19 protein-coding genes and 1 other RNA gene are annotated in these 23,503 nt (G+C 49.7%); 5 read left to right on the forward strand and 15 right to left on the reverse strand.

The window, feature by feature from the left end:
* Position 1: 1 nt before the first annotated feature.
* From ACTHTS_RS05180 to ACTHTS_RS05200, 5 genes are all read right to left on the reverse strand, one after another.
* A complete protein-coding gene (locus ACTHTS_RS05180; protein ID WP_440369406.1) occupies positions 2-1,921 on the reverse strand; it encodes an ATP-binding cassette domain-containing protein in 1,920 nt (639 codons plus the stop codon).
* Between the two features lie 171 nt (positions 1,922-2,092).
* Complete coding sequence (locus tag ACTHTS_RS05185) at positions 2,093-2,860, reverse strand: amino acid ABC transporter ATP-binding protein (RefSeq protein WP_440369407.1); 768 nt, start codon at positions 2,858-2,860, stop codon at positions 2,093-2,095.
* 9 nt (positions 2,861-2,869) lie between these two features.
* Positions 2,870-3,586 (reverse strand): amino acid ABC transporter permease, encoded by a 717-nt coding sequence (locus ACTHTS_RS05190; protein WP_049323221.1) that lies wholly within the window; start codon positions 3,584-3,586, stop codon positions 2,870-2,872.
* The gene (locus ACTHTS_RS05195) at positions 3,576-4,400 is read right to left on the reverse strand and encodes an amino acid ABC transporter substrate-binding protein (RefSeq protein ID WP_070625304.1); all 825 of its coding nucleotides are present in this window, start codon (positions 4,398-4,400) and stop codon (positions 3,576-3,578) included. Before ACTHTS_RS05195 ends, ACTHTS_RS05190 begins: the two co-directional genes overlap by 11 nt.
* A 154-nt stretch (positions 4,401-4,554) precedes the next feature.
* Positions 4,555-6,465: an alpha-amylase family protein gene (locus tag ACTHTS_RS05200; protein ID WP_070625303.1), complete on the reverse strand. Its 1,911-nt coding sequence runs from the start codon at positions 6,463-6,465 to the stop codon at positions 4,555-4,557.
* 665 nt (positions 6,466-7,130) lie between these two features.
* Between ACTHTS_RS05200 and ACTHTS_RS05205 the strand changes: the two genes are divergently transcribed.
* Genes ACTHTS_RS05205 through ACTHTS_RS05215 form a run of 3 tightly spaced genes read left to right on the forward strand, consistent with a single transcriptional unit; the run spans position 7,131 to position 10,059 of the window.
* Positions 7,131-7,910 carry a (Fe-S)-binding protein gene (locus tag ACTHTS_RS05205; RefSeq protein WP_114926187.1) on the forward strand — a complete coding sequence of 260 codons (780 nt, stop codon included), beginning with the start codon at positions 7,131-7,133 and terminating at the stop codon, positions 7,908-7,910.
* Positions 7,907-8,608 carry a LutC/YkgG family protein gene (locus ACTHTS_RS05210; RefSeq protein ID WP_440369408.1) on the forward strand — a complete coding sequence of 234 codons (702 nt, stop codon included), beginning with the start codon at positions 7,907-7,909 and terminating at the stop codon, positions 8,606-8,608. Before ACTHTS_RS05205 ends, ACTHTS_RS05210 begins: the two co-directional genes overlap by 4 nt.
* A complete protein-coding gene (locus ACTHTS_RS05215) occupies positions 8,605-10,059 on the forward strand; it encodes a LutB/LldF family L-lactate oxidation iron-sulfur protein (protein ID WP_440369409.1) in 1,455 nt (484 codons plus the stop codon). Before ACTHTS_RS05210 ends, ACTHTS_RS05215 begins: the two co-directional genes overlap by 4 nt.
* Before the next feature lie 205 nt (positions 10,060-10,264).
* On the opposite strand, the gene ACTHTS_RS05220 is transcribed toward ACTHTS_RS05215, so the two are convergent.
* The gene (locus ACTHTS_RS05220) at positions 10,265-14,098 is read right to left on the reverse strand and encodes a DUF3683 domain-containing protein (RefSeq protein ID WP_440369410.1); all 3,834 of its coding nucleotides are present in this window, start codon (positions 14,096-14,098) and stop codon (positions 10,265-10,267) included.
* Positions 14,099-14,357: 259 nt separating this feature from the next.
* Here ACTHTS_RS05220 and ffs point away from each other — a divergent pair.
* An RNA gene (gene ffs, locus ACTHTS_RS05225) (signal recognition particle sRNA small type) lies at positions 14,358-14,454 on the forward strand.
* A 117-nt stretch (positions 14,455-14,571) separates the two neighbouring features.
* On the opposite strand, the gene ACTHTS_RS05230 is transcribed toward ffs, so the two are convergent.
* The 6 genes from ACTHTS_RS05230 to ACTHTS_RS05255 all read right to left on the reverse strand — a co-directional run bounded on the left by ACTHTS_RS05230 (position 14,572) and on the right by ACTHTS_RS05255 (position 19,704).
* Positions 14,572-15,789 carry a uracil-xanthine permease family protein gene (locus ACTHTS_RS05230; RefSeq protein WP_070632985.1) on the reverse strand — a complete coding sequence of 406 codons (1,218 nt, stop codon included), beginning with the start codon at positions 15,787-15,789 and terminating at the stop codon, positions 14,572-14,574.
* A gap of 167 nt (positions 15,790-15,956) precedes the next feature.
* A complete protein-coding gene (locus ACTHTS_RS05235; RefSeq protein WP_440369411.1) occupies positions 15,957-16,268 on the reverse strand; it encodes a hypothetical protein in 312 nt (103 codons plus the stop codon).
* 62 nt (positions 16,269-16,330) lie between these two features.
* The gene (locus tag ACTHTS_RS05240; protein ID WP_440369412.1) at positions 16,331-16,969 is read right to left on the reverse strand and encodes a hypothetical protein; all 639 of its coding nucleotides are present in this window, start codon (positions 16,967-16,969) and stop codon (positions 16,331-16,333) included.
* Entirely contained in the window at positions 16,969-18,231 is a 1,263-nt protein-coding gene (locus ACTHTS_RS05245; RefSeq protein WP_440369413.1) for a multifunctional CCA addition/repair protein, read from the reverse strand. Before ACTHTS_RS05245 ends, ACTHTS_RS05240 begins: the two co-directional genes overlap by 1 nt.
* Before the next feature lie 75 nt (positions 18,232-18,306).
* On the reverse strand, positions 18,307-19,269 hold the full coding sequence (locus ACTHTS_RS05250) for an SPFH domain-containing protein (RefSeq protein ID WP_440369414.1): 963 nt from the start codon (positions 19,267-19,269) through the stop codon (positions 18,307-18,309).
* 9 nt (positions 19,270-19,278) lie between these two features.
* On the reverse strand, positions 19,279-19,704 hold the full coding sequence (locus ACTHTS_RS05255; RefSeq protein WP_049333478.1) for an NfeD family protein: 426 nt from the start codon (positions 19,702-19,704) through the stop codon (positions 19,279-19,281).
* A gap of 125 nt (positions 19,705-19,829) precedes the next feature.
* On the opposite strand from ACTHTS_RS05255, the gene ung reads away from it, so the two are divergent.
* Positions 19,830-20,489, forward strand: a complete 660-nt coding sequence (gene ung, locus ACTHTS_RS05260) for a uracil-DNA glycosylase (RefSeq protein WP_440369415.1) — start codon at positions 19,830-19,832, stop codon at positions 20,487-20,489.
* Between the two features lie 54 nt (positions 20,490-20,543).
* On the opposite strand, the gene ACTHTS_RS05265 is transcribed toward ung, so the two are convergent.
* From ACTHTS_RS05265 to cysT, 3 genes are all read right to left on the reverse strand, one after another.
* Positions 20,544-21,617: a sulfate/molybdate ABC transporter ATP-binding protein gene (locus tag ACTHTS_RS05265; RefSeq protein ID WP_440369416.1), complete on the reverse strand. Its 1,074-nt coding sequence runs from the start codon at positions 21,615-21,617 to the stop codon at positions 20,544-20,546.
* Entirely contained in the window at positions 21,614-22,474 is an 861-nt protein-coding gene (gene cysW / locus ACTHTS_RS05270) for a sulfate ABC transporter permease subunit CysW (protein ID WP_049328527.1), read from the reverse strand. Before cysW ends, ACTHTS_RS05265 begins: the two co-directional genes overlap by 4 nt.
* An 84-nt stretch (positions 22,475-22,558) precedes the next feature.
* Entirely contained in the window at positions 22,559-23,395 is an 837-nt protein-coding gene (gene cysT, locus ACTHTS_RS05275; RefSeq protein ID WP_063069002.1) for a sulfate ABC transporter permease subunit CysT, read from the reverse strand.
* Between the last annotated feature and the right edge of the window lie 108 nt (positions 23,396-23,503).

Raw genomic sequence — 23,503 nt, forward strand, 5'->3', positions numbered from 1 at the left:
TTTATTGGGAAAACTCGGCTTCGACATCAACTTGGATTTGCTCAAGCTCTTCCTGCCATTGCAGCCAGTTTTCTTCCAGTTGCGTTAATTTTACTTTAGTTTCTGTTAATTGTGCGAGTGTCTCTTGCAATTTGGGTTTATTTTCTTCTGAATAAGCAGATTCTTGTGCCAAAAATGCTTCACAGGCCGTCTGAATATCAGTCAATCGTGCGATTTCTTTTTCAGCTTTGTCGATTTTTTGCTGAATCGGTTTGCTGCGTTTGGCTTTTTCCTGACGGATTTGTGCTTCTATGCGCTTGGTGTCTTTGCGGCTTTGGCTTTGTGCAGAAGCGGCGGGGGCTGCTGCAGCGTTTTCTTGTGCCAACCGCCATTGACGGTAGTCGTTCAAATCGCCATCGAAGTTGTTCAGACGGCCTTTGTCAATCAATAGGAAGCTGTCGGTAGTCGCTTCAAGCAGGCTGCGGTCGTGCGAAACAACAATCAATGCGCCCTGGAAACTTTGCAGGGCAAGTGTTAGGGCGTGGCGCATATCCAAGTCTAGGTGGTTGGTCGGTTCGTCAAGCAGCAGCAGATTAGGTTTTTGCCAGATAATCATGGCAAGGGCGAGCCGCGCTTTTTCACCACCCGAAAAAGGCTCGGTCTTTTGAACCGCCATATCGCCGGCAAAGTTGAAACCGCCTAAAAAGTTGCGGATTTCCTGTTCGCGGACTTCGGGCGAAAGCTGCTGGATATGCCAAACCGGACTTTGATCGGCGCGCAATGTGTCCAGTTGGTGTTGGGCAAAATAGCCGATATTGAGCTTTTCGGAGCGGATGATGCTGCCGGAAAGCAAATCGATTTTTCCTGCCAATGCTTTGATAAATGTGGATTTACCGCTGCCGTTAACGCCCAACAGGCCGTAACGTGCGCCGCTTTCGAGAGACAAGGTGATATCGTGCAAAACGGTATTGTCGCCATAACCCAAGTCGGCATGGTCGAGTTTCAATAATGGATTGGGCAGGTGGGTCGGATTGGCAAACTCAAAGGAAAACTCGCTATCCAAATGCGCAGGGGCGATGCGCTCAAGTTTGGCTAATGCCTTCATGCGGCTTTGGGCTTGTACGGCCTTTGTGGCTTTGGCTTTGAAACGGTCGATAAAGGATTGCAGATGTTTGATTTGCGCCTGCTGTTTGACGTAGGCGGCTTGTTGTTGCGCCAGACGTTGGGCGCGTTCGGCTTGATAGAAATCGTAATTGCCGCCGTATTGGGTCAGTTTTTGTTGCGACAGCTCGATGGTTTGCGTTGTGGTGGCATTCAAGAAATCACGGTCATGAGAGATGATGATTTGCGTACAGGGCAGGGAAGCGAGATGGTTTTCCAGCCACAACACGGTTTCTAAATCCAAATGGTTGGTCGGTTCGTCCAAAAGCAGTAAATCGGCACGACAAATCAGCGCTTGGGCAAGGTTGAGGCGCATACGCCAGCCGCCGGAGAAGGATTTGACGGGACGGGTATGTTCTTCTTGTGCAAAACCTAAGCCGTTAAGCAGTTTGGCGGCACGTGCCGGAGCAGTGTAGGCATCGATTTCTTCAAGTTTGGCGTGATATTCGGCTTGCTTCATGCCGTCGTTTTGCGTTTCTGCTTGGGCTAAGGCCGTCTGAAAAGCCTGCAATTCGGCATCGCCTTGCAAAACGTAGTCTAAAGCGGAAATATCTAAATCAGGCGTTTCTTGAGAGACGGAAGCCAGCCGCCATGTTTTGGGAATCAGGATTTCGCCGCCATCTTGTGTGATTTCACCTTTTATCAGCGCAAACAGGCTGGATTTGCCCGTACCGTTTTTACCGATTAAACCAACGCGTTGGCCGGGGTTGATTACGGCATCGGCTTTATCGAGCAGGACTTTCAAACCGCGTTGCAGGGTGAGTTTTTTAATTTCTATCATGATGGCAGGCAAGGGGATAAGTAAAACGAAAGGCGATATTTTACCTGAAAAGATATATAAAAGGCCGTCTGAACAAGTATGAAAACGAAATCAACGATTTCTATTTCACTTATTCAGACGGCCTTTATGAAATGACAGTCGGAAATGCTTTCAAATTATCTGTTGTTTCAATTAAATTTGAAGCTCGGCATTGTCCGCACGGATTTGGCGCAGGAATTTTTGTGTGCGCTCATGTTTGGGATGATTGAACAAATCTTGCGGGCTGCCTTGTTCGACAATAACGCCGCCGTCCATCACGACAACGGTGGTTGCCACTTCCAAGGCAAATTTGATTTCATGAGTAACGACAACCATGGTCCAGCCTTCTTGTGCCAATTCCTTCATGGTATCCAAAACATCTTGCACCAATTCAGGGTCAAGCGCGGAAGTTGGTTCGTCAAACAGCATCAATTCAGGCTGAATCGCCAATGCTCGGGCAATACCGACACGCTGCTGTTGACCGCCTGAAAGCTGGTAGGGGTAGAGGTCAATCTTATCGCCCAAACCGACTTTTTCAAGCAATTTGACAGCCTCTTCACGGGCTTTGGCGACAGGCTTGCCTTGTACGGCAACCGGCCCTTCCATAACGTTTTCCAACGCAGTTTTGTGTGGAAAAAGGTTGTATTGTTGGAACACCATGCCGGACTTGCGGCGCAGTGCCAAAATATCGTGTTTGCTTGGTTTTTTGGAAAAATCGATGCTTAACGGCTGCGCGTTGTCAAACTCGATTCGACCTTGTTCAGGCATTTCCAAAGCGTTTAAACAGCGTAAAAACGTGGTTTTGCCTGAGCCGGAAGGGCCTAGGATAACGACCACTTGTCCTTTGCCGACATCCAAATCGATGCCGCGCAAAATGGTATTTTCGCCAAAGGTCTTATGGATATTGCGGATTTTAATCATGACAACTCCTTATTTGGCGACATAGCGGTCAAAGCGTTTTTCCAAGCGCGCCTGAATCAAAAACAGCACTTTGCAGAAACACCAATAAACCAATGCGGCTTCGATATAAACGGGCAAAAAGTCATAAGTACGGTTTGCTGTTTCTTGGGCAACACGGAAAAGCTCGGTTACCGTTACCACGGCGGCAAGCGAGGTATTTTTGAACAAGCCGATAAACTCGTTGCTTAAAGGTGGTACGGCAACGCGGAATGCCTGTGGCGCGATAATACGGCGGAACGTCTGCATATAGGTCATACCGATGGAGAAACCGGCTTCCCATTGGCCTTTAGGTACGGACAAGATTGCCGCGCGTATGGTTTCGGAAGCGTATGCGCCGACATTGAGCGAAAAGCCGATGATGGCGGCAGGAATCGGATCGATATAGATGCCGACGGAAGGCAAACCATAGAATACGATGACCAACTGCACCAAAAGCGGCGTACCGCGAATGACGGAAATATAAAATTCCACCAGCTTCAGCAAGCATTTTTGGAAAATACCGCCGGAGGGCATGATCCGCACCAAAGCAACTGCTACGGCAATAATCATGCCGATAACGAAAGAAGCGATCGCTAAAGGCAAAGACACTGCGAAGCCGGCTTTAACCATAGGCCAAAACGCGCTAATGAGCATATCAGCGCGTGTTTCCGTCATAAACGGCAGAGAGGCAAGGAAATTATTTAACACTGATGTCTTTTCCGAAGAATTGTTCGCCCAGTTTTTTCAGCGTGCCGTCTGCTTTCAGCTCAGTTATGGCTGTGCTGAATTTGGCCAATGCCTCATCATTGCCTTTATTGACAATCAAGCCGGAGCCGACTTTTTCGTCAGCCGGGGCAGACCAAACGATTTGTACGCCGGCATTCGGATTTTTCTTCAGATAGTCCAATACCGCCAATTCGTCGTTCAGGGTTGCATCGGCACGTTTTTGTTCAATCAGGGTCAGGGATTGCGCCAAGCCGTCTACCGGTACGAGTTCTGCGCCTGCAGCTTTGGCTTTTTCACCATAGTTACTGGTCAGGGATTGTGCAGTTTTCACACCTTTGATGTCGTCAATGGATTTGATGTTGCTGTCTTTACGGGCAACCAATACGGCACCGCTCCAGCTATAAGGCTCGGATTTGTCAAAAGTCGCTTGACGCTCAGGGCTGGTCAGGCCGACTTGGTTGGCAACCACGTCAAAACGGCCGGCTTTCAAACCTGCCATCATAGAGTCCCATTGTGTTTCTTTAAATTCAACTTTGATGCCCAGTTTGTCGGCGACTGCGCGGGTTACTTCGACATCGTAGCCGGTCAATTTGCCGTCTTTGTCGTGGTAGGTGAAGGGTGCGTAAGTGCCTTCCGTACCGACTGTGATGGTACCTTTGTTGTTGATACGCTCAATCAGAGAACCGGAGGCCGCGCCGGATTGGGCTGGTGCAGAAGAAGCTGAGTTGCTGCCTTCACCGCCGCAAGCAACCAAAACTACTGCAGCGATGGTGCCGAGTACGAATTTTTTCAACATAGATTTTTACTCCTGATTTTTAGTGTGTCATCTGGTATTAAAGCATGCATTCTAAGCGAAACTACCCAAAATACAAAATACATCTTATGCCTTAAAAGGCCGTCTGAACGCTGATTTGTTTAGACGGCCTTGAGTGGTGTATCAAAATTTCGGCTTATGCAATTTCAAGCCACATGACTTGATAGGGTTGCAGTACTAAATCCTGATTCAGAGAAATGGTTTGACCGCTGATTAAATCGTGTGCTTTAAACGGCATGGCCTGCAGGGTGTGCGCACTGATGGTTTGCGCATGCTCGCTGAAGTTGCCGAATGCTAAAAGCGCGTTGTTGCGCATATAGCCGATGATGTGTTTGTTGTTGGTGTTGAAGGTGACCAATCTGCCGCCATTAAAGCGCGGATTGCTTTGGCGGATGGAAATCATATGGCGCAAACCTTGGAAGATTTGACCGGCAGTGGTCGAGCCGTCATGGCGTTGTTTATACAACTCTTCATCATAACGAGGACGGTGTGCCCAGCGGCTGTCGTCACTCTTGTTGCTGTCGTTCGACCAGTCGTCGTCGTTGAGCGTACCGACTTCGTCGCCTAGATAAATCAGCGGTAAGCCGCCGGTACTCAAAGCGATACTGTACAAAAGTTTGATGCGCTCAACGGCATATGGATCGTTTTGCGCCAAGCCGACCAATGCTGCGGCTGTACCACTGACACGGCAGTCGCCTGTGCTTGGGTTGTATTGGAACGGTACACCGCGCGCGAAGCTGCCGTCGAAATGGTTGACGAAGAAGCGGTTGAGGAATTGTCGGTGGTCGTAGCCGTGAATACCGAACTGCCATGCGTCCTCATCGGCAAATGTCCAGCCGATGTCGTCATGACTGCGGACATAGTTGACCCATGCAGTATGGTCGGGCAGGTTGTGGCGGTAGGTTAGTGCTTGATGGAGCAGGTTGACTTCGCGTGTGGCGAGGGTGTTCCACAACAATGCCATTTGCAGAGGGTTGTAGCCGATTTGGCATTCGTCTTGGCTGATGTATTGGACAACTTGGTCAGGATGGACGATGGCTTCGGATTTGAAGAACACGGCTGGCGCTGCGATACGCATTACGGAGTTAAACGCGCGAATCAGGGCGTGTGCCTGAGGCAGGTTTTCGCAGCTTGTGCCCATTTGCTTCCAAATAAAGGCAACGGCATCCATGCGCAGAATATCAACGCCCAAGTTGGCAAGGAATATCATTTCGCCTGCCATAGCGCGGAATACCCATGGGTTGCTGTAATTCAAGTCCCACTGGAAGGAGTTGAATGTTGTCCATACCCAGCGTCCGTCTTCCAGTTGGGAGAAGCCGCCCGGGTGTTGGTCGGGGAAGATTTCACGCAGAGTGCGGTCGTATTGGTCGGGCATCCAGCGGTCGGGGAAGATGTAGTAGAAGTTGTCGTAGAGCGGATCACCGGCGGCGCAGCCTTTTGCCCATTCGTGTTCGTTAGAAGTGTGATTGAAGATGAAATCTACAACGGCGGAAATACCTGCTTCGTGCAAGGCGGCAATGACATCACGCAAGTCGTCTATTGTGCCTAGTGCCGGATTGACATCGCGGTAGCTGCTGACAGCATAGCCGCCGTCGCTTTTGCCTTCAGGGCATTTAAACGGGGGCATTAGGTGCAGATAGGTCAGACCCAATTCTTGGAAATAAGGGATTTTGGCTTTCAAGCCTTGCAGATCACCTGCGAACAAATCGACGTAGCACACGCCGCCAACCTGTTTGTTGGATAAAATCCAGTCAGGATCATTTTCGCGCGCGATATCGATATCTTTTAAGGATGAGTTGCGTTGGGAATAGCTTTGCCATGCTTGGGAAATCAGTTGCTCCAGCATGGGGAGGACGGCTTCGTTGTTGTTGTAAACATTGTCCAGCTCGTGCATCAGTTTTGGAAAGTGTTCCTCAAGTCGTCTGTCAAACTGTTTCCAGTCTTCAGATGCCTCGATGCTTGCACGCTGTTCGGGAGTGTATATCGATAGGGTGCGTTCTTTAAGGTGATGCAAGGTCAAATCAACCTGTTGAGTCTGGGTCAACATAATGCCTACTCCGAAATTAAGGTGAAATTGTTTTGAAGCTTGGTTTCACTTCTTTTGCAAATCCATGCCGATTGTGGGCGGCTAAGACTGTAATTTTGCGTCAAGAAACTGTCTCAATGATACTGGAAGTGCTTGAGTGTGCAAAGGGTTTTCAAGGTTAGGAACGATGATTTTTAAGTGTTTGATTTTGATTAAAAGTAGGATTAAGCAGATGGAAAGAGGCCTTTTGACGAACTTATCTTTCAGACGGCCTGAGTCTTGTGAGAAAAACTTTTATTTTTATTATCTTAGACATCTTTTTATTCAGATATGGCCGTCTGAAACATATGTACAGCATAATGGGTCGCTTATTTTGTTTAAAAATGAGTCATAGAGATTAAGTTCATGACTTCTGATGTAAATCAAGATTCTATAAAGAGGCAGTTATTGTGTTTTAAATAAAGAGAGAATGTACGAGCTTCATTCATTAAAAAATGAATCCATCAGTTTTCTTGTTGATAGTGGTTATTATGTAGATTATCAAGTTAATAAGGAAAAGGTGTTTGTCTGGTTTGTCATGCTTTTTTAATATTATTTTTTAAAATTAGACTTGACCCATTACAAGCAATTACTTAAAGTATCCATCTTATTTTTACACAAGAAAACGGGTTGTCCCGTTCTAAAAAATGAGCGCAATCAAACCACCACAAATCACTGTATTCGACAGCAAGCCAACCGATGCTTATTTCTTCGGTACTTGCGTTCTCGACCTTTTCATGCCTGAAGCAGGCATGGATGCCATTACTTTAATCGAACAACAGGGTATCCGTGTCCATTATCCAATGGAGCAAAGCTGCTGCGGTCAACCGGCCTATTCGTCAGGCCATCCTAAAGAAGCCTTTGATGTTGCCAAAGCGCAACTGGATTTATTCCCTGAAAATTGGCCGATTGTCGTGCCTTCCGGTTCTTGCGGCGGCATGATGAAACACCACTGGCCGATTTTGTTCAAAGGTACCGAGTACGAGCAAAAAGCCATTGATTGCGCCAACCGTATCATTGAATTTACCCACTTCCTGCTGGCGATTGGTTACAAACCTGAAGATAAAGGCGAGCCGGTTAAAGTGGCTGTTCATACTTCCTGCGCGGCGCGTCGCGAGATGAATGTACATTTGTCAGGCTGGCAGCTGATCGACGGCATGGAAAATGTTGAACGTATCGTTCACGACCATGAAAGCGAGTGCTGCGGTTTTGGCGGTACATTCTCTGTGAAACAAGCCGATATTTCCGGTGCGATGGTAACCGACAAAGTCGCAGCCTTAAAAGAAACAGGCGCAACTGAAATCATCAGCGCGGACTGCGGCTGTATGATGAATATCGGCGGCAAAATTGCCAAAGACGAACCCAATATGCCACGTCCGAAACATATTGCATCTTTCCTGTTGGAACGTACCGGAGGTAAAGCATGAGCGCGCGCGAAAATATTTTAGCGAAATTGAAAAAAGCCGATGCCTTGCCGATGGAAGAACCGCCGGTTTTCGAGTATTACCGTAAAATGGGTGTTTCTTGGGCTAACGATGTCGAGCGCTTGAAACATTGGGCGGCTGCCATGCGTGCCGTTAAAACTGAAATCTATTGGGTTACCAAATCCAACTGGCCGCAAGTATTCCGCCAAGCAGCCGAAGGCAAAGGCTTGAAAAATATTCTGCTCCCATTGGAAACAGAACACGGCCAGCTGGCTCGTGCAGCTTTGGCCGATACCAATATTGAACCGCGCGGTTTTGAGCGAAAAATCGACGACTGGAAAAATGAATTTTTTGCCGATATTGAGGCTGGATTTAGCGGCTCTAAATGCGGTATTGCCCGTACCGGTACGATTATGCTGGAGTCCAGCCCTGTCGAGCCGCGCAGCCTGAGTTTGGTTCCGCCTGTGCATTTCTGCTTGTTTGACACCAGCAAAATGTACAACGAATTCCATAATGCTGTTGAAGGCGAAAAACTGGTAGAAAAAGGCATGCCTACCAACGTTATTTTGATTTCCGGCCCGTCTAAGACTGCCGATATTCAATTGACTTTGGCCTATGGTGCACACGGCCCGCGCGATTTAGTGGTTTTGGCCGTTCTGCCTGATCATATTTCCCCTGCCGATTTGGAGGAAAAAGCATGAGTTCCCAAACCATTAAATTCCATATGAAGCCGGAAACGTTCAAGCAAAACGCCGCGATTTCTTTGCAAGACAAACCTTTGCGTAAAAGCTTGCGCACAGCGATGGACATGCTGATGACCAAGCGCAAAGCCGTTTTGACAGATGAAGAAGAGCTGCAAAGCCTGCGTGACTTGTGTGAACATGTCCGTCAACGTTCGTTGTCCAAATTGCCTGCATTATTGGAACAGCTGGAAGAAAACCTGACCAAGCTGGGCGTTAAAGTCCACTGGGCAGAAACACCTGCCGAAGCCTGCCAAATCATTCACAATATCATTACCGATAAAAACGGCAAGCTGATGGTGAAAGGCAAATCTATGGTCAGCGAAGAGATTGAGCTGAACCATTATCTGCAAGATCAAGGCATTAAAGCAGTTGAGAGCGATTTGGGCGAGTTTATCGTGCAAATGGCCGGCGAGAAACCAACCCATATCGTAATGCCTGCCATTCACAAGACCAAAGAACAGGTTAGCGAGCTTTTCCATCAAAACCTCGGCACGCCATTGACAGACGACGTAGACCAGTTGACCGGATTTGCGCGTAAAGCTTTGCGCGATATTTACAGCACTGCCGATGTCGGTTTGAGCGGTGTGAACTTTGCCGTTGCGGAAACGGGCACTTTGTGTCTGGTTGAAAACGAAGGTAACGGCCGCTTGAGTACCACTGTACCGCCTGTGCACATCGCCATTACCGGTATTGAAAAAGTGGTTGCGAAGCTGTCCGATGTTCCGCCTTTGTACAGCCTGTTGCCACGCTCTGCCATCGGTCAGAACATTACCACTTATTTCAATATGATTACCGGCCCTCGCCGTAGCGAAGAGTTGGACGGCCCTCAAGAAATGCACTTGGTACTGCTTGATAACGGCCGTAGCCAAGCTTATGCAGAAGATCAAATGCGCCGTACTTTGCAATGTATCCGTTGCGGTGCGTGTATGAACCACTGTCCGGTTTATACCCGTATCGGTGGCGCGGCTTACGGTACGACTTATCCCGGCCCGATTGGCGAGATTATCTCTCCGCATTTGTTGGGCTTGGATGCGACACGCGATCTGCCGACTGCATGTACCATGTGTGGCGCCTGTGTTGAAGTTTGTCCGGTACGCATTCCGATTACCGAACAAATGCAACGTCTGCGTGTTGAAGCGCAACGTTCGCCAACCGAAATCGTTCCACATCCTATCCGTGGTCAAGGTGCATCGCATACTTTCGGCGAACAAATGGCATGGCGTACGTTTGACGGTATTTTCAGCGGTAGTAAAGCTTACCGTGCATTCGGTTGGACAGCCACTAAATTCCGTGCATTGACGCCTAGCAAGCAGTTAAGCTGGACCAATAACCATGTTCCGATGAAACCTGCCAAGCAAACATTGCATGAGATGATGGCAGAAAGAAAACGTCAGCAAGAAAAAGCATAAGGCTTAAAAGCATAAGGCTTAATAAATAAAACCTGAGGTATAAAAGGCCTCAGGTTTTATTTTTTTATTGAATGCTGCTGGTGTGGCATCACTATTTGTAAAGGCGTTTGATTTGATTATTTTATCTTGATTCTTTTGAATAAAAAGGCCGTCTGAAATATTTTCAGACGGCCTTTATTACAGCCACAAGTTTTTGTCTAAGTCCTTAGAGCAATACTTTTTCTACACCTCCGTTATTGGCTTTTTTCACAAACTCATCCAGCCAGTTTTCACCGAGGATGTGTTTTGCCATTTCGATGACGATGTAGTCTGCGGGCATATTGTTGTCGTCGGCGTAGCGGCTCAAGCCTTGCAGGCAGGCTGGGCAGGAGGTGAGCATTTTGACGGGTTCGCCCTGCGGCAGCTCTTTGAGGTTTTTCTCAATTTCCTCTTGTTTGCGGAACTTGACCTGAGTGGCAATGTCTGGTCGTTTGACGGCAAACATACCGGACTCGCCGCAGCAGCGGTCGCTTAAGACGACTTTCTGTCCCATCAGGCTGCTAGCCATTTGGGTGGCATTCATGGTTTTGATTGGGGTATGGCAAGGGTCGTGGTAGAGGTATTGCTGACCTTGTACGCCGTTTAGTTGTACCCCCTTTTCAAGCAGGTACTCGTGGATGTCGATGATACGGCAGCCTGGAAAGATTCCCTCAAAACGGTATTTTTCCAGTTGGTCATAGCAGGTACCGCAACTGACGACAACGGTTTTAATGTCGAGGTAGTTGAGGGTGTTTGCCATACGGTGGAAAGCCACGCGGTTGTTGGTGCTCATTTCTTCGGCTTTAGCCTTATTGCCGCCTGCGTCTTGCGGATAGCCGCAACACATATAGCCAGGTGGCAGGACGGTTTGTACACCGACATGCCAGAGCATGGCTTGAACGGCAAGCCCGATTTGGCTGAATAGACGCTCAGAGCCGCAACCGGGGAAGTAGAACACGGCCTCGGCATCTTCTGGTGCAGCCGGATTGCGGATGATGGGGATGCTCTTGTCGTCTTCTATACCCAGCATAGAGCGCGGAGTTTTGGCTGGCACGCTTTTCGGCAAAGGACGGTTGATGAAATGGATAACCTGTTCTTTGATTGAGGCGGTACCGACGGTGGCTTTCGGTTCGGCTTTTTGCTTTTTAGTGCCAATCGGAAGAAGCTTGCCGATTTTGTAGGCAAAGTTTTGTGCAGGGAAGCCGGTCTGTATCATTGCGGCGCGAAGGGCTTTAATGGTTTTCGGGCCTGTGGCGTTCAAAAATGCCATACCCATTGAAGCCGCAGGCGCAAAGCGTTTGTGGCCGGAATCGGCAAGGTAGTTGCGGACGGCTACAGTAACGTCGCCAAAGTCGATGTTGACAGGGCAAGGCTTAACGCAGCGGTGGCACACGGTGCAGTGGTCGCCGATGTCCATCAGTTCTTCAAAATGTTTGACGGAAACGCCGCGACGAGTTTGTTCTTCGTATAAGAAGGCTTCGGTCAACAAGCCTACGCCGAGGATTTTGTTGCGGGGACTGTACAGCAGGTTGGCACGCGGAACGTGAGTAGAGCAAACAGGTTTGCATTTGCCGCAGCGCAGGCAGTCTTTGACGGAATCGGCAATGGTGCCGAGGTCTGATTTTTCCATAATCAGCGATTCCGCCCCCAAGAGCTCGAAAGACGGCGTATAGGCGTTGCGTAAGTCCGAGCCTTTCATCAGTTTGTGACGGTTGAAGGTGTGTTTCGGATCGACTTGGTTTTTGTAGTCCCAAAACGGCTGCAAATCTTCATCGGTCAAAAATTCGAGCTTGGTGATGCCGATGCCGTGTTCGCCCGAAATCACACCGCCGAGCGAGCGGGCGATTTTCATGATGCGTTCTACAGAACGGTAGGCCGTCTGAAGCATTTCGGCATCGTCTGAGTTAACCGGAATATTGGTATGAACGTTACCGTCGCCAGCATGCATATGCAGGGCGACGAACACGCGGCTGCGTACGGTTTTGGCGTGGATTTTGCCCAAGCCTTGGATAATTTTGGTATCTGTTTTGCCGCTGAAAATTTCAGAAAGCGGTTTCATTACGTCTGCTTTGACAGACACGCGCAGGCGGAAATCGCGGAAGGCAATAAAGCAGCTTTCATTGTCTTTGGCTTCGGGCGCGGCGTGGACAGCTGCGCCGTAGCGGGCTTTGTAGTCGGCAAGCGGCGTATCGAGATTGGCGAGCAACCATTCCCAACGCGCTTTGACAGCGGAAACGTGGGCAAGGGCGTGTTTGCCGCGTTCGCCCAAAAGTTCGGCGGTCGGCAGGTCCGTGCCCATTTTGTCGATGGGGAGTTTGCCGGACAGATATTGCTCCAAGGCGGCACAGAGTTTGAGTTTGTTTTGGATGGAAAGCTCAATGTTGATGCGTTCAATGCCGTCTGAATACTCGCCGAGCCTTTCAAGCGGGATTACCACGTCTTCATTGATTTTAAAGGCGTTGGTGTGTTTGGCGATGGCGGCGGTGCGGCTGCGGTCAAGCCAGAAGGTTTTGCGCGCTTCTGGAGATATGGCGATAAAGCCTTCGCCGTCACGGGCGCGGGCGAGTTCGCAGATATGTTCAGCGGCTGCCTGCACGGCGGCTTCATCGTCGGAAACCACGTCTGCCAGCAAGACCATTTTAGGTCGGCCTTTGCCCGCCGCTTTGGTGGCATAACCGACGGCGCGGACGTAGCGCCAGTCTAAATGCTCCAAACCAGCCAGTCGTACGCTTTCATGGGTAAGTAGGAAATCGCGGATTTCAACAATGGACGGCGTGGCGGTAGCGACCGTACCGAAAAATTCCATACACACAGTGCGCGTGTATTTCGGCATTTTATGCAATACGAAGGCAACGCTGGTGATGATGCCATCCGTGCCTTCTTTTTGCACGCCGGGCAGGCCGCTCAAGAATTTGTCGGTAACGTCTTTGCCCAAACCGACTTTGCGGAATTTGTGGCCGGGGATTTCCAAACGTTTGGTATTGACGATATTGAGGCCGTCTGAATCTAGCGTATGTACATCAAACACGGCGGTTTCTTCATCGTGGATTTTGCCAAAATTGTGGCGCACGCGTTCGATACGCAACCATTCGCCTTGAGGGTTAACCATGTTCCAGTAGGCGAGGTTGTCCAAGGCAGTACCCCACAGCACGGCTTTTTTACCGCCTGCGTTCATCGCCACATTACCGCCCACGCAAGACGCATCGGCGGAAGTTGGATCAACGGCGAACACCAAACCTGCCTGATGCGCGGTTTCTTCCACTCGGCGGGTTACTACGCCTGCGCCGCAATGGATAATCGGATGTCTGCCGTCCAAGCCTGCCAGCTCAACGTATTCGACGCCGCGATGCTTGTCGAGTTTTTCGGTATTGATGACTGCGCTGTTTGCGTCCAAAGGTACTGCGCCACCGGTATAACCCGTACCGCCGCCACGCGGAATAATGACCAAATCCAGTTCGATTAAGGCGCGCACCAAAGGCGCGATCTCTGCCTCGGTATCAGGATTGACGACGACAAAAGGATACTCCACGCGCCAGTCGGTCGCATCGGTAACGTGCGTTACGCGAGCCAAGCCGTCAAACATGATGTTGTGCGGCTTGGTGATTTTGCTTAAGCGTTCCAAAATCTGATGGCGTTTTTGGCTGGTTTCATCAAAACTGCCATCAAAACGCTCGACTGCTTTTTCTGCTGCGGCAACCAAGACATCCACTTGCCGATTATCGTCGCGGCGTTTGCGGATTTCATTTAAGCGGTGGCGCATTTCGCGTACCAACGCGGCGCGGCGTTTTGGGTGCTCCAGCAAGTCATCGACCAGATACGGATTGCGCACGACCACCCAAATATCGCCCAATACTTCAAACAGCATTCGTGCCGAACGTCCTGTTTTGCGTTGACCGCGCAGGTCTTGCAGGATTTGCCACGCTTCGTTGCCCAACAGTCGGATGACGATTTCGCGGTCGGTATAAGAAGTATAGTTATAGGGAATTTCTCGAATACGCTGAGGGGCAGTAGTCGTGGTCATGGTCGTGTTCCGTTGATGGATGTAATGTTTTTATATTAAAGGCCGTCTGAAAATGCAATTTCTTCTTGATGGCGTAAAGTGTTAATGTAGTGTAATTTTCGATATTTTTCAACGGAAAAGACGATAAACATTTCAATGGGAATGATTTGCAACTAGGCAATATTGTTTACAATCTTGTCGTGTAAATAGTTTTCAGACGGCCTGACAGATTTTATCGCTTGAGTTTTTCTGTAAAACCGCTATAATGCGTTTCTTCTATGGCGGGTCTCCCCGCATGGTAATTCGGAACACCGGGTCAGGGGCGGAAGCCAGCAGCCCACTCTGATGAGCCAGTGCCGGGGGTTCGGCTCGCCACCTTATTCAAAAATGCCGGAGATAGTTAAGTCTCCGGCATTTTTCATTGTATAAAGCGTAATAAAAAGGCCGTCTGAAACCTTATTTTCAGACGGCCTTTGAGTTTATGAACCAGCTATTTATGCTTCTTCTGATTTTGTATTGGGCAAAACGCAGTTCAGGATAATGGCCAATACGGCGCACAAACCGACACCGGCGAAGCTCAAAGTACCTACTTTGATAATCATGCCGCCAATGCCGGTTGTCAATACGGAGCTGACGATAACCAGGTTTTTAGGCTGCATCAAATCGACTTTCGCATCAATCAATGTTTTGATGCCCAAAGAGGCAATTGTACCGAACAGCAGTAACATAATGCCGCCCATAACCGGCATAGGAATCGAAGCCAAAAACGCGTTGAACTTACCAAAAAACGCCATAAAAATCGCAAAAATTGCCGCCCAAGTCATAATAACGGGGTTGCTGTTTTTGGTAATCATCACCGCGCCGGTTACTTCGCCGTAAGTGGTCACAGGAGGGCCGCCAATCAAACCGGCCACGCACACGCCCAAGCCGTCGCCGGCGAGGGTTTTATCCAAGCCAGGGTCTTTGGTGTAGTTTTTGCCGGTCACATTACCGATGGCCATAATGCCGCCGATGTGTTCGATAGCCGGGGCAATGGCGACGGGCAACATAAACAAGGCAGCCTGCCAGTTGACTTGAGGCGTTTCAAAATGAGGGATCGCAAACCAAGGAGCGTTGATGATGGCGCTGGTATCGACCAAGCCCATGATCAAAGCCAACACATAGCCTGAAGCCACGCCGATCAGAATCGGAATCAGCTTCATCATTTTGCTGCCGAAGACAGAAACAATGACGGTTACCGCAAAGGTAAAGCCGGAGAGAATCAGCGAGTCGATATAGTCGATGACCTGTTTTCCATCTGCCTGACCCATGGCCATGCTGCTGGCTGCAGCGGCCACGGACAAACCGATTACCATAATCACCGGACCGATAACCACGGGCGGCAACAGCTTGTGTACCGCATCCAGACCGCGCCATCTAATTAGCGCGGCAAAGACAAAGTACATGAAACCTGCCGCAAACAGGCCGAACATGGTAGAAGGCAGGCCCCATTCGCCGATGGAGTAGATAATCGGTGCAATAAAGGCAAAAGAAGAGCCGAGGAAAATCGGCACTTTACGTTTGGTAACCAATTGGAACAACAAAGTGCCCAAGCCTGCGCCCAATAATGCCAAAGCCGGGTTCAGACCCGTCAGAAGCGGCACAAGCACCATGGCACCGAATGCGACAAACAAAATCTGCGCACCGGCTACCGCCGTTTTAAGCTGATTCATAAAAGCTCCGAAGAAAATTCAAACGGCGCAGATTATACTGATTTATCCTAGTCATGAACATTTATTTACAAAAGGCCGTCTGAACAAATGTAACGATGACACCTGTTCAGACGGCCTTGTTCGATAACGAATGGTTAATAACTTATCAAAATCGATTAGGAAAATTTTCAGCCGCGTGTTTCGCGCCAAACCAAATAATCGCGCAGGGGTGGCATGGGCGGATTGATGCAGTGCGGACAGATGCCGGTTGTGTCTTCATCGTCGCTGTCGATATGGTAGTCGTTTGGATCGAAGCGCACCTGCTGCATCACAGCTTGCGCCAATGCTTGTTCCTGTATGACATCAAATTCAAATTTTTCCAAAATCTCATTCAATAGGCAGATTTCGCCGTCGCTGAAAGATTCGCTGTGTTTGACAATGAGGCGTTGATAATCTTCATTGCTGATTTTTTCGTGAAGTAAATCGGTATGGATAGTCATGATTTTATAGTTGAAATAAGATGGTCAAGGTGTGGATTATAGCGGATATCGTGGTGGCTGTTTTAAAGGACGTCTTTAAGTTGACGGGCTTTGGCAGATGTGGGGATAAATCTGTTCAATTCAATATTGACTGCCTGAAAATCGTGGCTATCAAAAAAATCGCCGATACGTATGGTTTTTCCCTGATAATCGAAAGACCATGCACCTTGTACACATTTTTGGATACGTAAAATATTGGGAATATTGTGAATTTTTCGTTTCATACCATTTTGGTATAGGCTTTCGTTTGGCAACCTCTGTTTCCTTCCTTGTGCAATAGGAGCTTTGGGAATATGGTCACGAGAATGCCATTCGGAGATTTCTGACAACGGGAAACTACGCCAACGCCCAATGGAGAACAAGGTATAACCATGAGACAGCGTATGGTTACGGATCTTGATGTTTTCACGTACGAAAAGTTGCCAAAGAAGGCCGTAAACAAGTGAACCCACTAAGTAGAAAGTAAAAAGTAAAGGGATGAGAATGGCTTCTAAATTAGTGAAATAGTGTTCTTCAAGGTAAAACGGCGCGATGCATGTAAGAGCAAAGGAAAACATAAGAAATACCGCGGTAAAACCGATTTCCTGCGAATCATGTACAACACGCGCAGATACGGCAATGCCGTCGGGCATACGCTCGATTTTATAACGCGAAGATGCCATCAATAGCCTCCTACTTTGTCTGCCTGATACGCTTTTTGCAGCGGTGTAATTTGCGCCAAGCGGGCATGATCGATTTGTTCGGCAATTAAATGGGCTTTCCCTTGTGCGCGGCACTCTGCGGCAATTTTTCCTGCATCTACTCGGTTGGCGGCCTCAAGTAAGGCCAGCCAGTGTTCGCGTTGCGGATAGGGGGCGTCTTCAAGGTTCAGACGACCTTGTTTGTCGGCCACGCAGACGTTTAAGGCCGTCTGAAAACGTTCGGGGCGGCGGAATGCGTCGGTTTTTTTCAAAACATTCAAAATGGTTTTGCTTTTGAACTGCCCGACTTGATGAAGCATGATGTGCCAACGGCAGACGAGTTCGGCAAGCTCGGCGCAGTGTTTGGGCGCGCGCAGGCGTTGATTGACTTCGCGGACGGGTTCGACGCCGTTGAGGTCGTGTCCGTAGTGTTTCGGCAGGATATCGGCCGGTGTTTTTGCCTTGCCTAAGTCATGCAATAAGGCGGCATAGCGTTCGGCGAGGGATAGATTCATCTCGGCGGCTCGTTGTACAACCATCAGCGTATGAATACCGCTGTCGATTTCGGGATGATAGTCGGCGCGTTGCGGTACGCCGAAAAGGGCATCGACTTCTGGCAGTAAAACTTTGAGTGCGCCGCATTCGCGCAAAACTTCAATCATTCGGCGCGGATTTTTCTCCATCAAGCCTTTGGCCAATTCCTGCCAGACACGTTCGGCAACCAAGGCATCCGCTTCGCCGTTTTCTACCATTTGCCGCATCAGCGACATGGTTTCATCGGCAATTTGAAAACCATAACGCGCGGCAAAACGGGCAATACGCAAAATACGCACGGGGTCTTCAGCAAAGGCAGGCGAAACGTGGCGCAGGATGCCGGCCGCCAAATCTTGTTGTCCGCCGAAAGGGTCGATGATCGTGCCGTCTGAATCTTGCGCCATGGCATTGATGGTCAGGTCGCGGCGCATCAGGTCTTGTTCCAGCGTAACGTCTTTATCGGCATGAAAGCTGAATCCGGCATAGCCTTTGGCGGTTTTGCGCTCGGTACGGGCGAGGGCGTATTCTTCGTGGCTGTCCGGATGGAGAAAGACGGGAAAATCCTTGCCGACGGGTTGATAGCCTTGAGCCAACATGGTTTGCGCATCTGCACCGACGACTACCCAGTCGCGGTCTTTGACGGGCAGGCCTAACAGATGGTCGCGGACGGCGCCGCCGACAAGATAGGTTTTGATGGTTTGTGTATTCATATAAAAATCGAACGATATAAAAAGGCCGTCTGAAAAGCCGTATTGGGTTTTCAGACGGCCTGAATCAGAACGCTATTATGAGGCTTTAGGCTTGTTGCCGTCGATGATTTTCAAACCGGCGGAGACCAAGCTGCCGATGTCGGCAACGTTGGCAGGCATAATCAGCGTGTTGCTTTCTTTAGCCAAATTGCTGAAGGCGGCAACGTATTGCTCGGCAACTTTCAGGTTGACAGCTTCAGCACCGCCCTCTGAGCGGACAGCCTCGGCAATTTTACGGATGGCGTCGGCGTTGGCTTCGGCTACCAGGCGCAGGGCTTCGGCTTCACCTTGTGCGCGGTTGATGCGGGCGATTTTTTCACCGTTTGACGCATTGATGGCGGCTTGCGCTTCACCTTCGGATTGTTGGATTTCTGCCTCGCGCTGACCGCTGGCAAGGTTGATCTGCTCGATTTTACGGCCTTCGGATTCGGCAATGCGCGCGCGTTTCTCACGTTCGGCGGTAATTTGAGCCTGCATGGAGCGCAGAATTTCTTGCGGCGGAACCAAGTCTTTGATTTCGTAACGCAAGACTTTCACGCCCCAAGCGCCTGCCGCTTCGTCCAAAGCAGCAACAACAATGCTGTTGATTTCGTCGCGTTCTTCAAAGGTTTTATCCAACTCCATACGGCCGATGACAGAGCGCAAAGTTGTTTGCGCAAGCTGGGTAATCGCCATGATGTAGTTGCTGGAACCATATGAAGCAAGTTTAGGATCGGTAACTTGGAAGTAGATGATGCCGTCCACAGTCAGCTGAGTGTTGTCGCGGGTAATACAGACTTGGCTGGGAACATCCAAAGGAACTTCTTTCAGCGAGTGGCGATAGGCGACACGGTCGATAAAAGGGATCAGGATGTTCAGGCCTGCGGTCAGCGCTTTGTGAAAACGGCCTAATCGTTCGACCACATAAACTTCCTGCTGCGGCACAACGATAAAGGATTTGAAACCAAAAATAACAACAACGATGAGGATGAGGACGGGGAGGCTGAGCAGAAATTCCATAATGTTTCCTTATGATGATGGTTGGGAGAGTGTGCGGATAATCAGCAGATTGCCGTTTTTGGCAGTAATGACTGCGCTTGAGGCCGTCTGAAAAGTATCTTGAGGCCGTTCGGCTTGTGCCTGCCAGTGTGTGCCGCGGTAGGCGACTTCGTATATATTGTCATGCAGGTGGCGTAGGATGCGGACGTTTTGCCCAATATCCAAATCATCGTTGAGCGCTTGGGGAGCCAAGCGGTTTTTCAGACGGCCGTGTACCAGCCAGATACCGAGTGCGCTGATGATGGCCGCGGTCAAAACAGCGGCAGAAAAGTGACTGCTTAATCCGTACATGATTCCGGCGGCGGCCAGCGCTACGCTGACCACCAAAAGATAAACCGTTCCGATAAACAATTCGACAATTAGAACAACGGCGGCGGCAACAAACCATATCGTCATGCGGCATATCCTTTTAATAATCTTTTGATAATCCTTATCATAATGGCAGCGGCTTAAAATGAAAAGGCTAAGGTTGAAAATTATTTCAGTTATAATAAGTCCATTCAAATACGGAGCGGCAAACAATGCAGACTTGGCATGAGGCAATTGGTGCGGAAAAAGAAAAGGCGTATTTTCAAACGATTTTGGAGAAGGTACGCCATGACAGGCAGGCGGGGATAACCGTTTATCCGCCTGAACGCGACGTATTCAATGCCTTTCGGACGACTGAATTTGGAAATGTAAAAGTAGTGATTTTGGGGCAAGACCCGTATCACGGCGCAGGGCAGGCTCATGGTTTGGCATTTTCCGTCCAGCCTGAAATTGCGGTGCCGCCATCGTTGGTCAATATTTATAAAGAGCTGTCTACGGATATTGAAGGCTTTCAGATTCCGCAACACGGCTATTTGCAGCATTGGGCGGAACAGGGCGTGTTGCTGTTGAACACGGTGTTGACTGTCCGCGCCGGTGCAGCGCATTCTCATGCGACTTTTGGCTGGGAGGCGTTTACCGATGAAGTCATCCGACAATTGGATAAGGAACGTGAGCATTTAGTCTTTATGCTGTGGGGCAGCCATGCGCAGAAAAAAGGCGCGTTTATCGACCGCAACCGCCATTTGGTGCTGACCGCGCCGCATCCTTCCCCTTTATCGGCATATCGCGGCTTTTTCGGCTGCAAACATTTTTCGCAGGCAAACGCTTATTTGCAAGCACATGGTTTAGAGCCGATTGATTGGCAGGTTTAAATAAGATGAAAGGCCGTCTGAAAGTAGATTTTCAGACGGCCTTATTATTTAGTCTTAAATCGAATATTCAATCAGCTCGTTTTGAGAAAAGACATAAACCTGTTTTGGAATCAGATTTAATTCTTTGCCTTCGGCGATTTGGTAACGCGCAGCATCGCTGCCTGCCAGTGTGATATGCACGTCTTGTTTGTCGTGTTTCACCAGAATATGCGTCAATGCGCCGACGGCGTGGATTTTTTCGATTTTGGCACGAATCATCGGTGTTTCGTTTTCGGCTGCAAGCTTCCATTCGTGTGGGCGGATATAGCCGATAGCGGTTTGTTCCTGCCATTTGTAGTGTGTGTCTAATTTCCACGCGAAGCCGTTGTAGTGCCAGATGCCTTTTTCGATGCGACCTTCAAATGCGTCAGTTTCACCGAGGAATTCGGTAACGAAGGCATTTTCGGGTTTGCGGTAAATGGTTTCGGCGCTGCCGGTTTGTTCGATTTTGCCGTGGTTCATGACGACGATTTCGTCGGAAACTTCAAGGGCTTCTTCTTGGTCGTGTGTGACCAAAATGCTGGTTACGCCCAAGTTGTGATGGATGTCGCGCAACCAGGTGCGTAATTCTTTGCGCACTTTGGCATCCAGCGCGCCGAAGGGTTCGTCCAGAAGCAGGAGTTTGGGTTCGACCGCAAGGGCGCGGGCGAGGGCGATGCGTTGGCGTTGGCCGCCGGAGAGTTGGTGTGGATAGGATTTGGCGAGGTGGGAGAGCTGCACGAGTTTGAGCAATTCTTCGACTTTGGCGCGGATTTGTTCTTTGGACGGGCGTTCGGATTTGGGCAATACGGTCAAACCGAAAGCAACGTTGTCAAACACGTTCATATGGCGGAAAAGGGCGTAGTGTTGGAACACGAAACCGACTTTGCGCTCGCGCACATGCTTGGCGGTGACGTCTTGCCCGTCAAAGAGAATTTGGCCACCGTCGGCGTTTTCCAGCCCGGCGATGATGCGCAAGAGCGTGGTTTTGCCGCAGCCGGAAGGGCCGAGCAGGGAAACGAGTTTGCCGGTGGGGACGTTGAGGTTGATGTTTTTCAGCGCGTGGAACGCTCCGAAGTGTTTGTTTAGATTTTGAATAGTAATGCTCATGCTGCGTTCCTTTCGGCGGCGGCGAGTTTTTTGTCTTGTAATTTTGTGATGATATTTTGCACCAGCAAGGTGGCCAAGGCTAAAAGTGCCAATACGCCGGAGAGGGCGAATGCGCCGGTGAAGTTGTATTCGTTGTAGAAGATTTCGACCAAAAGCGGGATGGTGTTGGTTTCGCCGCGAATGTGTCCCGATACCACGCTGACTGCGCCGAACTCGCCCATCGCGCGGGCGTTGGTGAGGATGATGCCGTAGAGCAGCGCCCATTTGATGTTGGGCAGAGTAACGCGCCAAAACATCTGCCAGCCGCTTGCACCGAGAATCAGCGCGGCCTGTTCTTCGCTGTCGCCCTGCGCCTGCATCAAAGGAATGATTTCGCGCGCAACAAAGGGAAAGGTAACAAACAGCGTCGCCAAAATAATGCCGGGGATGGCGAAGATAATCTGTATGCCTTGCGCTTCAAGCCAGCCGCCCAATGCCGTGTGCGCGCCGAACAATAAGACGAACATCAAACCGGCAACCACGGGCGATACGGAAAACGGCAAATCGAGCAGGGTAGTCAGCAACTGCTTGCCGCGGAAGTCAAAACGGGTCAGCAGCCACGCCATCGCCACGCCCAAGACGGCATTGACGGGAACGACAATCAGCGCGGTAATCAGCGTTAATTTGATGGCAGACCAAGCTTCGGGATCGGTCAAGGATTGCAGGTATAAATCCCAACCGCCTTTTAAGGCCTCGTAGAATACGGCAACCAAAGGCACGACCAGCATCAGCAGCAGAAAGCCCAAGGCGGTAGCAGTCAGCAACACGCGCAGCCAACGCGGTTCGCTCAAGTTTGGATTAGTGGAATGGGTTTTCATGTTAGTGAAGTCTCTATTTATTCTTGTATCCGTTTAGGCCGCCTGAAAAATGTTTGCTTGACGTTTCAGACGGCCTGTTGTTTGTTAAACCCTCGCTCCGGCGCGGCGGCTCAAAGTCCATTGCATGATGTTTAAAATCAGCAGGATGACAAACGAAATCATCAGCATAAACAGAGCAACGGCTGACGCACCCTGAGCATCGTATTGCTCCAGTTTTCCGGTAATAATCAAGGGCAGGATTTCAGACACCATCGGAATATTGCCTGCGATAAAAATAACTGAGCCGTATTCGCCGGTAGAGCGGGCAAACATCATGCCTGCACCGGTCAACAGGGCTGGTGTAATTTCTGGCAAGAGGACGCGGCGGAACGTAGTCCAACGGCTTGCGCCCAAAGTCGCCGCCGCTTCTTCATACTCTCCCGACAATTCTTCCAATACCGGCTGCACGGCGCGGACGATAAAGGGTAGGCTGACAACAATCAGCGCAATCCAAATACCGATGGGCGTAAAGGCGATTTTGATACCCAAAGGCTCGAAAAAACGGCCTATCCAACCATTGGGCGCATACAGGGTTGCCAACGCAATGCCTGTTACCGCCGTCGGCAGCGCAAACGGCAAATCGACCAATGCGTTTACCAACCCTTTGCCCGGAAATTCATAGCGCACCAATACCCAGGCGACCAACGTGCCGAACACGATATTGGTCAACATCGCATAAAACGACATTCGCAAACTCAGCCAGACGGCCGCCAAGACATTGGGTTCGGTAATCGTGTTCCAAAATCCGCTCCAGCCGATTTCCGCCGCTTTGGCCGCCATCATCGCAAACGGCAAAACCACCAAAAGCGACAGGCACAAAACCGTCAAACCCAGGCTGAGCTTGAAACCTGGCAATACAGAAGGCGTTTTGAGTAACAACATAATGGCAATCGTCAGAATTTAATACACGCTTACTTTAACAAGGCCGTCTGAAAACTGGAAAGAATGCTTTGTTAGGTATAAAGACGATTTTGTTATATTGAAAAGATG

The sequence above is a fragment of the Neisseria sp. P0019.S003 genome, assembly GCF_051957115.1.
GTDB classification, from domain to species: Bacteria; Pseudomonadota; Gammaproteobacteria; order Burkholderiales; family Neisseriaceae; genus Neisseria; species Neisseria flavescens_D.